The 12845-nt window shown below is 60.8% G+C and carries 11 protein-coding genes and 2 pseudogenes; 11 read left to right on the top strand and 2 right to left on the bottom strand.

The window, feature by feature from the left end:
• From A2I95_RS22765 to petA, 9 genes are all read left to right on the top strand, one after another.
• Positions 1-548, top strand: a 548-nt coding sequence (locus tag A2I95_RS22765; RefSeq protein WP_291733526.1) for a DsbA family protein, incomplete at its 5' end; no start/stop codon positions are given.
• A gap of 219 nt (positions 549-767) precedes the next feature.
• Positions 768-1448 carry a TVP38/TMEM64 family protein gene (locus A2I95_RS22760; protein ID WP_051371902.1) on the top strand — a complete coding sequence of 227 codons (681 nt, stop codon included), beginning with the start codon at positions 768-770 and terminating at the stop codon, positions 1446-1448.
• A gap of 48 nt (positions 1449-1496) precedes the next feature.
• A complete protein-coding gene (locus tag A2I95_RS22755; protein ID WP_027258016.1) occupies positions 1497-1913 on the top strand; it encodes a hypothetical protein in 417 nt (138 codons plus the stop codon).
• A gap of 254 nt (positions 1914-2167) precedes the next feature.
• Positions 2168-4528, top strand: coding sequence for a copper-translocating P-type ATPase (locus A2I95_RS22750; protein ID WP_245596922.1), 2361 nt, complete (start codon positions 2168-2170; stop codon positions 4526-4528).
• 241 nt (positions 4529-4769) lie between these two features.
• Positions 4770-6155 (top strand): APC family permease, encoded by a 1386-nt coding sequence (locus A2I95_RS22745; protein WP_291733524.1) that lies wholly within the window; start codon positions 4770-4772, stop codon positions 6153-6155.
• Positions 6152-6424: a DUF2933 domain-containing protein gene (locus A2I95_RS42590; protein ID WP_367152277.1), complete on the top strand. Its 273-nt coding sequence runs from the start codon at positions 6152-6154 to the stop codon at positions 6422-6424. Before A2I95_RS22745 ends, A2I95_RS42590 begins: the two co-directional genes overlap by 4 nt.
• Positions 6421-6864, top strand: coding sequence for a hypothetical protein (locus A2I95_RS22740; protein ID WP_027258018.1), 444 nt, complete (start codon positions 6421-6423; stop codon positions 6862-6864). Before A2I95_RS42590 ends, A2I95_RS22740 begins: the two co-directional genes overlap by 4 nt.
• Positions 6865-6906: 42 nt before the next feature.
• Entirely contained in the window at positions 6907-7407 is a 501-nt protein-coding gene (locus tag A2I95_RS22735; protein ID WP_291733522.1) for a c-type cytochrome, read from the top strand.
• 61 nt (positions 7408-7468) lie between these two features.
• Complete coding sequence (gene petA, locus A2I95_RS22730; protein WP_291733521.1) at positions 7469-8017, top strand: ubiquinol-cytochrome c reductase iron-sulfur subunit; 549 nt, start codon at positions 7469-7471, stop codon at positions 8015-8017.
• A gap of 279 nt (positions 8018-8296) precedes the next feature.
• Here the strand turns inward: petA and A2I95_RS22725 are convergent, their stop codons facing one another.
• The gene (locus A2I95_RS22725; protein ID WP_027258020.1) at positions 8297-8494 is read right to left on the bottom strand and encodes a heavy-metal-associated domain-containing protein; all 198 of its coding nucleotides are present in this window, start codon (positions 8492-8494) and stop codon (positions 8297-8299) included.
• 177 nt (positions 8495-8671) lie between these two features.
• On the opposite strand from A2I95_RS22725, the gene A2I95_RS22720 reads away from it, so the two are divergent.
• On the top strand, positions 8672-11182 hold the full coding sequence (locus A2I95_RS22720; protein WP_291733520.1) for a heavy metal translocating P-type ATPase: 2511 nt from the start codon (positions 8672-8674) through the stop codon (positions 11180-11182).
• A gap of 23 nt (positions 11183-11205) precedes the next feature.
• Positions 11206-11675, top strand: a pseudogene (locus tag A2I95_RS22715) (MerR family DNA-binding protein).
• Positions 11676-11797: 122 nt separating this feature from the next.
• Here A2I95_RS22715 and A2I95_RS22710 read toward each other — a convergent pair.
• Positions 11798-12757 (bottom strand): annotated as a pseudogene (locus A2I95_RS22710) (IS5 family transposase).
• Positions 12758-12845: the final 88 nt, after the last annotated feature.

Raw genomic sequence — 12845 nt, 5'->3', positions numbered from 1 at the left:
AAGCTGCTCAGGCGGTTCTTGACAACAACCGCGCCACGCTGGAACGCGATCTCAACGCCCCGGTTCTGGGCAATCCCGAAGGGGATGTGACGGTTGTCGAATTCTTCGACTACAACTGCCCCTATTGCCGCCGTGCGATGGCTCCGGTGCAGGGGCTGCTGAAGGATGATGGCAATGTGCGGCTGGTCTACCGCGAATGGCCGATCCTGGGCGACGGGTCCGTCTTTGCAGCACGTGCCGCTCTGGCTTCGCGCAAACAAGGCAAGTACGAAGAATTTCATTGGGCACTGATGGGAATGCAGGGCAAGGCCACGGAGGCGTCGGTCATCCGTATCGCGCGTGAAACCGGGCTGGACGTGGAGCGGCTGCGCCGGGACATGGACGCACCAGAGGTGGAGGAGCATATCGCAACGTCGATGGAGTTGTCGCGCCAATTGGGCTTCAACGGCACGCCATCTTTCGTGATTGGCGGCAATTTAGTTCCCGGTTTTGTCGAGCAACCGCAACTGCACGAATTAGTAAACCAGGCACGCAAAGCTGCGGAGTGATGCCATTGCTCTTTTGCGGTTAACAGCAATCAGGCTCGGTGCAATTCTGCTAGGAAAGCTCACACAATTTGTATCCAACTGTCGCAATGCGCACCGTTACGACCGAGCGATACACTTGCCCATCCGGGCAAGGTAGATCAGTCAAGGCTGAATGTCCTAATGTGTGGAAAGTGGCGATACATCAATAAGAGCAGCCAACTATTTCGGCAAGGAAGGCACATGCTGCGCACAGGAACATCGCCGGAAATCCGTCGCCGCCACAGGGCGGTACTAGCCGTTCTGGCCGTTGCTCTGTTGCTGTTGCTTGTTCTTTGGACGGCTGGTGCTTTACCGCCTGCAATGACGCGTGAAAACATAGCCGCCTGGGTCAATGCGGCGGGCTTCTGGGGGCCGCTGGTGATCGTAGCGCTCATGACTTTGGCGATTGTTGCCAGCCCCTTGCCCTCTGCTCCCGTAGCGGTGGCAGCCGGGGCGGCCTACGGGCATGTGCTGGGCACCGGTCTTGTTGCACTGGGGGCCGAGTTGGGAGCGGTCATTGCTTTTCTGATTGCCCGGCGGTTGGGGCGCTCGGCTATCCAGCGCCATCTGGGCGCCAAGCTTGAGATAGGCCTCTTGGGATCGCAGAATGCACTGATGCTGACCGTGTTTGGCAGCCGCCTTTTGCCCTTCGTTTCATTCGACCTGATCAGCTATGCGGCAGGGCTGACAGCATTGCGGTTCTGGCGCTTCGCACTCGCAACCGCGGCTGGCATTCTGCCAGCGAGTTTCATCCTCGCGCATCTTGGCAGTGAGCTGGCCAACTCCGAGGGGCCTGGAGCCATTTGGGCAGTACTGGGGTTAGGGCTGCTGACCGGAGTTCCCGTTCTTTGGGCTGCTTGGAAGCGAGAAGAAACCGGTTGAGGCAGATCAAGACCGCCAATCGAAAAAAGTGTAGACTTGAGTAGTCATTTGGAGAACCTGATCGTGGTCGTTGCTGGGGCAACATATAAGAGAATTGGGCTGCGGCAGCTGCGCTCGGCGCTGCGCCTGTCTCTTGTCTTGCTGCTGACTGTAATTCTGGTGATCACTGTGCTGGTTGACCGAACGGTTGAACCGGAACTGACCATTCCTGCTGAGGAACACGTTCTGGCGACCGGTTGGGATCACTGGCAGAGCGCGAGCGTTCAGGACCAGCGGAACACAGTAGGAGTGCCTGCACCAATCGGCGACTGCGGGCCGCATAGCATCTGTCACGCCTTAGCAACGTTCCCGTTCTTCCGGATGCCGGAGTGGGAGCCGGCAGCATCTGTTGCCGCCCCCGGACGCTGGCTGATCCTGAGCGGTATTGCCTTTTCGCCACCTCCGCACCCTCCGAAATTTTTCTGAACTGCACGTCCAGTCCAATTGAGCGTCACGCCTCACGGACTGGGCTATGGGCTTCTTGCTGGCTGTGAGCCACGCGGCTTTTGCCGTGCAAGCCCACGCTGGAAGCCTAGCCGCCGGGGTGCGCCAGATCGTACTACCGAGGCGATCCGCTCGGGGTCAACGCCATCGGCACGACCCTGCGCCCGCCGATACGGGGCCCTCTGGTCGCCAGAAGGATAACACAGACGGCATTTCCCAAATGGAAGAGCAATGAGATGAGTGAACTCTCTACCAAGATGGCCTCTGATTCAGCACAGGAAGCGATGTTCGTTTGCCCGATGCATCCGCACATCCGGAATGCCGAAGCCGGGGACTGCCCGGTTTGCGGGATGCACCTTGTTCCAGAGGCTGGCAAGGAAGTCACCGGGCAATCTGACCATCATGGGCACGCAGCCTCAGGGCACGGTGAAGCCGCTCCGGGCGGGGTTTTTGACAAGGTGCCAGCGGGCTGGGCCGACCCTGTGTATACCTGCCCGATGCATCCGGAGGTGCGGCAAACCGAACCTGGGGCATGCCCTCTTTGCGGGATGGGGCTGGAGCTTGAGGCCGGATCGGTGGCGGAAGAGGGCGTCAACCCCGAGCTGGCCGATTTCACCCGGCGGTTCTGGGTCGGTGCAATGTTGACCGCTCCGCTGCTGGTTCTAACCATGGGGCCTTATACCGGCCTGGCAGGTGTCCGGGAAATATTCGGGGAACGCACCACGCTGTGGATCGAGCTTCTGCTTGGCACGCCGGTTGTCTGGTGGAGCGGCTGGCCGTTTCTTGTTCGCGGCTGGAACTCTTTCCGCACCATGAACCTCAATATGTTCAGCTTGATCAGCATGGGGGTGGCGGCGGCTTGGCTGTTCAGCGTTGCAGCAGTGCTTGCACCGGGCATGTTCCCTGACGGCTTCCGTGACGCCGAAGGGCATGTGGGCGTCTATTTCGAGGCTGCGGCAGTGATTGTCACGCTTGTTCTGTTGGGGCAGGTAATGGAATTGCGGGCCCGGGAAGGTACCGGGCGGGCGATCCGCGCGCTGCTGGATATGGCGCCCAAGACCGCACGGGTGATCCGCATCGGCGGACAGGAAGAAGAGATCCCCCTGGATGAGGTGCAGGTGGGAGACCGGCTGAGGGTGAGGCCGGGAGACAAGGTGCCAGTGGACGGCACGGTGTTGGAGGGACGCTCCTCGGTCGACGAAAGCATGATTTCCGGAGAGCCTGTCCCGGTCGAGAAGGTCGAGAGCTCCAGTGTTACCGGTGCGACGATCAATGGCACCGGGTCATTGGTAATTGAAGCGACGAGGGTAGGGGCCGACACGATGCTGTCCCAGATCGTCGATATGGTCGCCAAGGCCCAGAAAAGCCGCGCACCCATCCAGAAATATGCCGACAAGGTGGCAGGCTGGTTTGTGCCGGCCGTGATTGCTGTTGCGGTTCTGGCTTTTGCTGGATGGGCGATCTGGGGCCCGGCTCCTGCGCTGAGCTATGGGCTGATCGCCGCGGTTGCCGTGCTGATCATCGCCTGTCCCTGTGCGCTTGGCTTGGCAACGCCGATGTCGATCATGACTGCGACCGGCCGGGGGGCACAGGCCGGGGTGCTGATCAAGAACGCCGAGGCGCTTGAGCGGTTCGAAAAGGTGGACACGCTGATCGTCGACAAGACCGGCACCCTGACCGAGGGCAAGCCGCGGCTGATCGCGGTTCTGCCGGAGCCGGGCCATGACGAAGCGGAAGTGCTGCGGCTGGCGGCGACGCTGGAGAAAGGCTCGGAACATCCTTTGGCCGAGGCCATCGTGACCGGCGCGCTGGAGCGGGGTATCGGACTTGGTGATACCACGGAATTTGATGCAGTCACCGGGAAGGGGGTGCAAGGGCGTGTGGACGGTCATGCTGTGGCGCTCGGCAACCTGCGCCTGGTGGCGGACCTGGGGCTGGAGGCTGCCGGTCTGACGGCCACGGCTGATGCCCGCCGAGATCAGGGTGAAACCGTAATGTTCGTGGTGCTGGATGGCGCCGTGGCCGGCCTGGTGGCCGTTGCCGATCCGGTGAAGGAAACCACCCCCGCCGCGCTGAAGGCGCTGCATGACCTGGGCTTCCGCATCATCATGGCCACCGGCGACAATGAACGCACGGCCCGCGCCGTGGCCGGGAAGCTGGGCATCGACGAGATTCGCGCCGATGTGCTGCCGCAGGACAAAGCCCGCATCATCCGCGAGTTGCAGGAACAGGGGCGCAGCGTCGCCATGGCCGGAGACGGCGTAAATGATGCGCCCGCGCTGGCGCAGGCGGATGTCGGTATTGCCATGGGCACCGGCGCCGATGTGGCCATCGAAAGTGCGGGTTTCACGCTGGTTCAGGGCAACCTGGACGGCATCGTGCGGGCCCGCCGGCTGGCGCGGGCCACCATGCGCAACATCCGGCAGAACCTGTTCTTCGCCTTGATCTACAACGCTTCCGGGGTGCCGGTCGCGGCGGGGATACTGTTTCCGGTCTTCGGCATTCTGATCAGTCCGATGTTCGCCGCTTTTGCAATGAGCGCGTCATCAGTTTCCGTGGTGCTCAATTCCCTGCGCCTGCGTGGGGTGAAGATATGACCGGACATATTCTCATTTCCCGCGCCTCTCTCCCCGGCGTTAAAGGCGCTGCCGGACGTGGCCGCTGTGTTCAGGGCCAGACGGCCGCCGGCAGTTGTTGTAGCACTCGGCAAGTGAAAAACCGGGGCCGGGCCGCGAGCGGAGAGCGTGTCGGTGCAGGACGTCGAGCAGGCCCGCGCCGGATCGCAGACGCCACAGCAAACAGCACAGAAACCAGGCAATTAGTTCATAGGAGCCCGCGATGAGCGAGGAAAGTGAAGGACGCACCCAGGCTGCGGAGTACAAGTCCGGCTCGATCTCCCTGACCGGGGCTGTCGCCATGGGCACCGGCGTGATGATCGGGGCCGGTATCTTTGCGCTGACGGGGCAGATTGCTGGACTGGCAGGACCCTGGTTCCCTCTGTCGTTTGCCGCAGGTGCCCTGGTCACGTTGTTCAGCGCCTACAGTTATATCGCGATGTCCAATGCCTGGCCTTCTGCCGGCGGGATCGCGATGATCCTGACCAAGGCATATGGTCCGGGCACGGTGGCGGCTGCGGCCTCGGTTCTCATGGCGCTGTCGATGGTGATCAATGAGAGCCTGGTGGCGCGTACCTTTGCGACTTATGCGCTTCGGCCTTTCGGTATCGATGGCGGACCGTTGGTGCCGCTGATCGGCGTGGCGCTGATCATCTTCGCCTACATGGTCAATGTTTCCGGAAACCGCTCGGTCGGGCGCTGGTCGATCGTGATGTCCGCCGTAAAAATCGCGGGCATCGCGTTGTTCGGTATTGCGGCACTCTGGGCCAGCGGCGGGGAATGGCAATCCGGGAACGGCGGTGCAGAGACCGGCGCGCTGGGCTTTGCCGGCTCTGTGGCCCTGTCGATCCTGGCGTTCAAGGGTTTCACCACGATAACCAACAGCGGCGCGGAAATCACCGATCCGCACCGCAATGTCGGCAGGACCATCCTGATCTCAATCGCGATCTGTACCGCAGTATATCTGCTGGTGGCCTTGGCCGTCGCCACCAGCCTCAGCACGGAACAGATCCGCGCAGCGCAGGATTATGCCCTTGCGGAAGCGGCGGGCCCGGTGCTCGGGCAGGTTGGATTCTATCTGACCGTGGCGCTGGCGCTGGTGGCAACCGCGTCGGGGCTGATCGCCAGCATATTCGCCGTTTCCCGCATGCTCACTATGCTGACCGACATGAAGATGATCCCGCACAGCCATTTCGGCATGTCCGGCTCCATCCGTTCCCATATGCTGATTTATACCGTGTTTGTTGCCGGTGCATTGACCGTTCTGTTTGACCTGGGGCGCATCGCCTCGCTTGGGGCGTTCTTCTATCTGGTCATGGATATGGCGGTGCATTGGGGCGTCTGGCGGAACCTGCGGGACAAGATCGAAGTGCGCGGCTGGATCCTGCTGACTGCATTGGCTCTCGACGCGGCGGTTCTGGCGGCATTTTCGGCGATCAAGTGGCAATCGGATCCATTGATTGTGGTGATTGCCCTGGCGGCCATCGCCTTGGTGCTGCTGGCTGAGCGGTTGTTTCTTGCCCGCAACGGGCAGCGCGACAATGCAGCCGGCACACACAGCCAGCACCCCCAGCCATCTGAACATAAGAAAGAAAGGAACCTGCAATGAGTAGCGAAACCGCACAGGAAAGCATCGTTCGAAACACTCCGAAGCCATCCACCTGGCGCAAATGGGGGCCATTGGCTGGGTCACTTGCCCTTGGCGCACTTGTACTGGGAAGGGAATACCGTGAGTTCGTATTGCCGCTTATCTGGTCGCCGGCCTCACTTTTGGTTGCCTGCCTGGCAATGCATTTCTTGATGCACCGTGGCCACCGGGCTGCCGGGAGGCAGGAAAATGATGGAGAGAGTGCGGATGGGTCAGGCGGCCCATCGTGACTGCCGTTTCAGAGCATCGCATCAGCCGGATTTTTGGCAGCTCGCTTCTGCTAACCACACTGGCTGAACTAGTTTATCTGGTCGTCTGGGGCTTCTGGCTGTTCCCGGATGGCAGCTGGATGGGGAAGGTTGTTTGGACGCTCACATGTGCTGTTGCGATGGGCGCGGCGATTGGCGCAGGGATTCTGTTGTGGGCCGAACCCCTGCGCAACAGCCGCTCCGCGTTGTGGCGTGCAGCAGCCATTGTCGTGATTGTTGGCAGCTATTGCGCTGTCATGTGCAGCGTCCTCGATGCCCGGTTCAACTATTTCGGCGGATCCGGCAACCGGGTTCTTTTCCTCGCTTCCGGCTTGTTGCCGCCCTTCCTTGGCGGCTGGCTTTTAGGCTGGTGGCTGTATCGCTGGAAGGCAGGCAACAGGACGCCAACAGAAACGGAGTAAGTTCGTAACAGTATCAAGACCCTATCAAGAAAGGAGAGGATCATGAAAACTCGCAGTTTTGCAGTTCTGCTTTATGCCGCGGTGGCGGCGGCGTCTTCCGCACTGGCAGGGAACGATAACAAGCCCGCCTTGGAGCCGCAGTCCATGTTGGCGAATGGTCTGATGATGCCCGAGATGAATGCGGCGCGAGGGCGGGAACTCTTTGCCGAGAAGGGTTGTGTCGTGTGCCACTCAGTCAATGGGGTCGGTGGAACTGATGCTCGAGCGCTGGATGCTGATACCATGAAGGAAAAAATGAACCCCTTTGAATTCGCCGCCCGTATGTGGCGCGGGGCGCCAGCGATGATCACGCTGCAGGAGGAGGAGCTAGGCGGCCAGATTGAGCTCTCAGGCCAGGAATTGGCCGATATTATCGCCTTTGTACATCATGCCGAGGAACAGAAGCATTTTTCGCAGGATACCATACCCAATCATGTGATGAGCATGATGCATCACCAGGGCGAAGCCGATCACCACGCTGATGAAGCTGATGACGATCACTAGGGCTGTTGGGCGAGGCCGCCTAAAGTTACCCTGCTGCAATTCCCGGGAAGGGAGATTGACCATGATACAGACCAATGCCTATCAAGAAAATTCTGGACCTGAGACCCGGCGAGACATCCTCTACTATGCTACGGGAGGTGCCGCAGCCGTGGCCGCTGGAGCCGCCATTTGGCCACTGATCGACAGCATGAACCCGAGCGCAGATGTTTCGGCACTTTCGGTTGTGCAGATCGATCTTGAAGGCGTCGAGCCAGGCAGCCGGATCACACTGAAATGGAAAGGCAAACCCGTTTTCATCGATCACCGGACCGAAGCCCGGATTGCTCAGGCCCGCGCGGATGATGCAGAAACGCTGATAGATCCGGAACTGGACGCCGAGCGGGTACAGAAGCCCGAGTGGCTGATAGTGGTCGGCGTGTGTACTCACTTGGGCTGTATCCCGTTAGGCCAGGGAAGTGGCGATCCGACTGGCGGATACGGGGGATGGTTTTGCCCCTGTCACGGCTCGCACTATGATACTTCCGGCCGTATCCGTAAGGGCCCGGCTCCGCGCAACCTGGATGTGCCGCCTTACGAATTTGTTACCGACACGCTGGTGAAGATCGGCTGATGCCGAGGAAGCCACGGCCGGTGTGCAGGCGGCTTTGATGGGGGCAGTCTTGTGGACGTATCCTCAAGGCAATGCGGCAATGCACGCCGCGGAATTCTGGTGGGGTGCTTTTGCCGGTTGCACGAAAGGTAACGGAACCGTCGAAGGTCTGATGGCGATCCGGAAGCCACTGGCGAACCCATGGCTTGTCCGGCAGCTTGTCCGGCAGAGAGAACGCGGAAGAAATGTATCCCTAGCCAAAAACAAGGGTGCCGCAGTTAGCGGCACCCTTGAACAGTGTCAGCAAACTTCGGAAGCGTAGCCTTCCTCCTTGAGCGCTGCCTGGATGCTCTCACGAGCAGCTTTGCTTTCGATCCGGACTTTCCGCGCACCCATATCAAACTCCAGTGTCGCGCTGCTGTCCAGGTTGGTGACTGCTTTCTCAATTGCCGCTTTGCAATGGCCGCAGCTCATGTCGTTGATCTTGAATGTGATCATGCTTGGTTCTCCTTGGTTCCATGCCAGCCGCTACCGGATTACCGCACGGGAAGGTCAAGCGGGCAATGCACTGTCAATCACCGGATGAAATTTTTGCAAGCAGGCAGGGGAATTATCATTGACCCTCCAGTCACTGGAAGCCCCATATAGCTGCAAACAACCAGCTTTGGTGATGAAATGACACAGAACGAAACAGTCCGGTTCCAAGTTGAAGGCATGAGCTGCGCATCCTGCGTGGGACGCGTGGAACGCGCGCTGCAGGCCTTGCCCGAAGTCACCGGTGCCACGGTCAATCTCGCGAACGAGACTGCGCAGGTCAGCCACGACGGGTCGCTCTCTGCCGCTGGCCTGGCTGCAGTGCTGAAGGAGGCCGGGTATCCCGCTGTGACCGATGAAGCCACACTGGAAGTCCAAAACATGACCTGCGCCTCTTGCGTCGGCCGTGTGGAACGGGCGCTCAAGGCGGGAGCGGGGGTTTTGGACGCCGCCGTCAACCTGGCTACAGAAACCGCGACGGTGCGGTTTGCAGCGGGCGCCACAACACCTGCCGAACTTGCAGCGCTGGCTACGGCAGCTGGGTATCCCGCGCAGCCGAAATCCAGTGTGCAGAACAACGCAGAAGAGCGCAAAGTGGAGGAAGCCCGGCAGCTGGCTCGGCGGACGCTCTTTGCAGCCGTTCTTGCCCTGCCGGTGTTCCTGATCGAGATGGGCAGCCATGTGATTCCAGGCATGCATGAATTCGTAGCGGGCGCGGTCGGGATGCAGACCAGCTATTTCCTGCAATTCCTGCTGACCACGATCGTCCTGTTCGGGCCGGGCCTGCAATTCTACACCAAGGGCTTTCCGGCTCTCCTCAAAGGCGCGCCTGACATGAATTCGCTGGTGGCACTGGGCACATCGGCGGCCTACGGGTTCTCGCTGGTGTCGACCTTCGCGCCCTCTTTGCTGCCTGCGGGGACGGCCAATGTCTATTACGAGGCCGCCGCGGTGATCGTCGTTCTGATTCTGCTGGGCCGGCTGCTGGAAGCCCGGGCCAAGGGCCGCACGGGCGAGGCGATCCGCAAACTTGTCGGGCTGCAGGCGAAAACCGCGCGGGTTGAGCGTGGCGGCGAAATTGCGGAGCGCGCGGTCGAGGACATCGTGGTGGGCGATATCATCCACGTGCGGCCGGGCGAAAAAATCGCGGTCGATGGGGTGGTTCTGAGCGGCTCCTCTTATGTCGATGAAAGCATGATCACAGGTGAGCCCGTCCCAGTGCAGAAATCCGCAGGCTCCGAGGTCGTGGGTGCCACTGTGAACGGCACCGGCGCCTTGACCTTCCAGGCGGCGAAAGTGGGCAGCGACACCATGCTGGCGCAGATCATCCGGATGGTCGAGCAGGCGCAAGGCGCAAAGCTCCCGATCCAGGGGCTGGTGGACCGGATTACCGCCTGGTTCGTGCCCGCCGTGATGGCGGTTGCAGTGCTGACGGTTGCTGTCTGGTTTCTGTTCGGCCCGGATCCCGCGCTCAGCCTCGCTCTGGTCGCAGGGGTAGCTGTACTGATCATTGCCTGCCCCTGTGCCATGGGTCTTGCAACACCGACCTCGATCATGGTCGGGACCGGCCGTGCCGCCGAAATGGGGGTTCTGCTCCGCAAGGGGGACGCGCTGCAGCTGCTGCAGGAAAGCACTGTGGTTGCGCTCGACAAGACCGGCACACTTACCGCTGGTCGGCCGGAGCTGACCGACCTGATCCTGGCCGGCGGCCAGGTCGAAGATGAGGTGCTGCGGCTGGTCGCCGCCGTAGAAAAAAGTTCGGAGCATCCAATTGCCAAGGCTATCGTTGCGGCAGCGGAAGCGCGAGGGATCAAGCTGCCGGACGCCGACAGCTTTGACTCGATCACCGGCTTTGGCGTCCAGGCATCGGTCGGAGGCCGTCAGGTGCTGATCGGCGCGGACCGGTTTATGGAACGCGAAGGCGTGGATCTTGATGCGCTGGCCGGACAAAGCGATGCGCTGGCCAGCAAGGGCAAGACACCGCTTTACGCTGCTATTGACGGACGGATTGCCGCCGTGATTGCCGTGGCCGACCCGGTCAAGCCGACAACGCCTGGTGCCATTGACGCGCTGCACAGGCTGGGCCTCAAGGTTGCCATGATCACCGGCGATAACGCCGTGACGGCTCAAGCAATCGCAAGCGATCTGGGGATTGACCATGTGGTTGCCGAAGTGCTGCCCGAAGGGAAGGTTGCGGCGCTTGACAACCTGCGTGCGGATGGCGGCAAGCTGGCCTTTGTCGGGGACGGTATCAATGATGCACCGGCCCTTGCCGCTGCGGATGTAGGTATCGCTATCGGCACAGGAACCGATGTGGCCATTGAGACTGCGGATGTGGTGCTGATGTCTGGTGACCTCAACGGAGTTGTCAACGCCTTTGCAGTAAGCCAGCGCACCATGCGCAACATCCGGGAAAACCTGTTCTGGGCGTTCGGCTACAATACTCTGCTGATCCCTGTCGCAGCGGGGGTGCTATACCCATTCGGTGGGCCGTTGTTGTCACCGGTGCTAGCAGCAGGCGCTATGGCACTGTCCAGCGTATTTGTTCTGACCAATGCGTTGCGCCTGCGCTGGATCAAACCAGCGGCAGGAACGCACGAGGCTGCCATCAGAAGACCGAAGGCCGCATTGCAGTCCGCGCCAGCTGAATGAGGCTGACCGAAGGGAGAAATAGCATGAATATCGGGGATGTTGCAGAACGGTCGGGCGTGCCGGCCAAAACCATCCGATGTTACGAGGATATCGGATTCATCAAACCCAAGCGCGGTCGCAACGGATGTCGCAAAATCGAAGAGAGCGAGCTGCACCGTCTGGCCTTTGCCGGTCGGGCCCGGTCACTTGGGTTCACGATTGAGGACTGCCGGACCTATTGGCGCTTTATGATGACAAGTCCCGCGCCAACGTCGAAGTAAAGTGCGTTGCGGAACAAAATCTGCAAGAGAACGACGCAAGAATATCAGGTCTGAAAGCCATGCGTGACACGCTCAGGTACCTTGTTGAGGAATACTCTGGCGACCATCGGCGATCGCCCGATCCCGGAAACGCTCAGCAACGGCCCCGCTCACAACTCATGAACAAAATCAAAGGGCGCCCCGCGCTAAACCGCGGGCATGAGGGAAGGGGCCACAGGGCCGCAATGGTATAAAAGCCTGTCATCCGCCAGGCTACCGCCTAACGGTCTTAGGCCTGTGTTCAGTGTAGAAATTACTTCGGTCCTGCCGTCGCAATCAAGCTAGCCTCGGGTACATCCGGCATTAGGGTCAGGATTCATAACCAGTAAATGACTAACGCCGCGCGGGCGATTGCTGACAGGAATACCTCGGGGCACCTGTCGCAGCGTGTTGCGGCGCGCCTCCAGTCCTTGAGCCTGCCGGACATGATCTCGATACGGTTGCGCCGCTTGTAGCGGCGTTTGCCGTATTTCACAGGCTTCTTGCGCTGCTTTCGACCGGGGATACAGCCGCGCCCCCCCTTTGTCTTTTAACGCTTCTCTGAACCCGCCGGCGTCATAGCCGCGGTCCCCAAGCAGCCAACCGGCTTTTGGCAAGCTGCTTAGCAGCGCCCGCGCGCCGATGTCGTCGCTGACCCGCCGCCTGACAGGCGATGTTTGCATCGCCGAGAAGGGGCCCGGCGGTGATAAACAGGCTGAGCGGCCGGCCCTGGCGGTCGCAGATGGCATGCAGCTTCGCGTTCATGCCGCCTTTGGTCCGGCCCCTCTCGGGACATTGCTGCGCAATGCCCTGCCGGGCAAGGGATCAGGCGTCCACGCCCCCCTTTTTCACGCCCGTACCGGTCGCTGTCCGATGGGCTTTCAGATAAGTTGCGTCCACTGCCCGGCAGTCGAAACGCAGTTTCGATGAGAGGGGATCATCACAGTCTTCTCTTCCCTGTGACCGGAGGCCGGCCCGGCCGTCATTCGAGCGAAGATGCCTTTCTCGCTCCAGCGCTTCCACCGGCTGTAAAGCGTTCACCGGGCTGACGCCGCCCCGCCGGGGCGACGGTCCCGCCTCACTGTGCGGACCGTATTCAGCAGGAGCGTCCCGCCAGCGCAATCCATTGCGGTTGATGAAGGTTCGTCGGGAAAATGATTCACTGGATCGTTTTCTGATCCTCCTCACTCCCGCTCAAAACGCGCCGGTCATCGACGCGAGGCTTGCCGGGGGACCTGGGAAAGAAGGGTTCAAGACGCGCCATCTGCGCGTCGCCCAGCCGGAAAAGATCAGACATGTACACCGCTCGTTTTCGAGCTCTGAATCACACGGCAAATCGGAAATCAATGCATCCTGACCCTAGGCCGGTTCGGCATCCCAAATGC

This window comes from Leisingera sp. F5, assembly GCF_001593695.1.
Note: the sequence above shows the minus strand (reverse complement) of the source record. Positions and strands in the feature narration are given on the sequence as shown.

Bases quoted from the DNA above. Each gene is read 5' to 3' on its own strand.
- A2I95_RS42590 (WP_367152277.1), top strand. From the start codon at position 6,152: ATGAGTAGCGAAACCGCACAGGAAAGCATCGTTCGAAACACTCCGAAG.
- A2I95_RS22750 (WP_245596922.1), top strand. From the start codon at position 2,168: ATGAGTGAACTCTCTACCAAGATGGCCTCTGATTCAGCACAGGAAGCG.
- A2I95_RS22720 (WP_291733520.1), top strand. From the start codon at position 8,672: ATGACACAGAACGAAACAGTCCGGTTCCAAGTTGAAGGCATGAGCTGC.
- A2I95_RS22745 (WP_291733524.1), top strand. From the start codon at position 4,770: ATGAGCGAGGAAAGTGAAGGACGCACCCAGGCTGCGGAGTACAAGTCC.
- petA (WP_291733521.1), top strand. From the start codon at position 7,469: ATGATACAGACCAATGCCTATCAAGAAAATTCTGGACCTGAGACCCGG.
- A2I95_RS22725 (WP_027258020.1), bottom strand. From the start codon at position 8,494: ATGATCACATTCAAGATCAACGACATGAGCTGCGGCCATTGCAAAGCG.
- A2I95_RS22760 (WP_051371902.1), top strand. From the start codon at position 768: ATGCTGCGCACAGGAACATCGCCGGAAATCCGTCGCCGCCACAGGGCG.
- A2I95_RS22735 (WP_291733522.1), top strand. From the start codon at position 6,907: ATGAAAACTCGCAGTTTTGCAGTTCTGCTTTATGCCGCGGTGGCGGCG.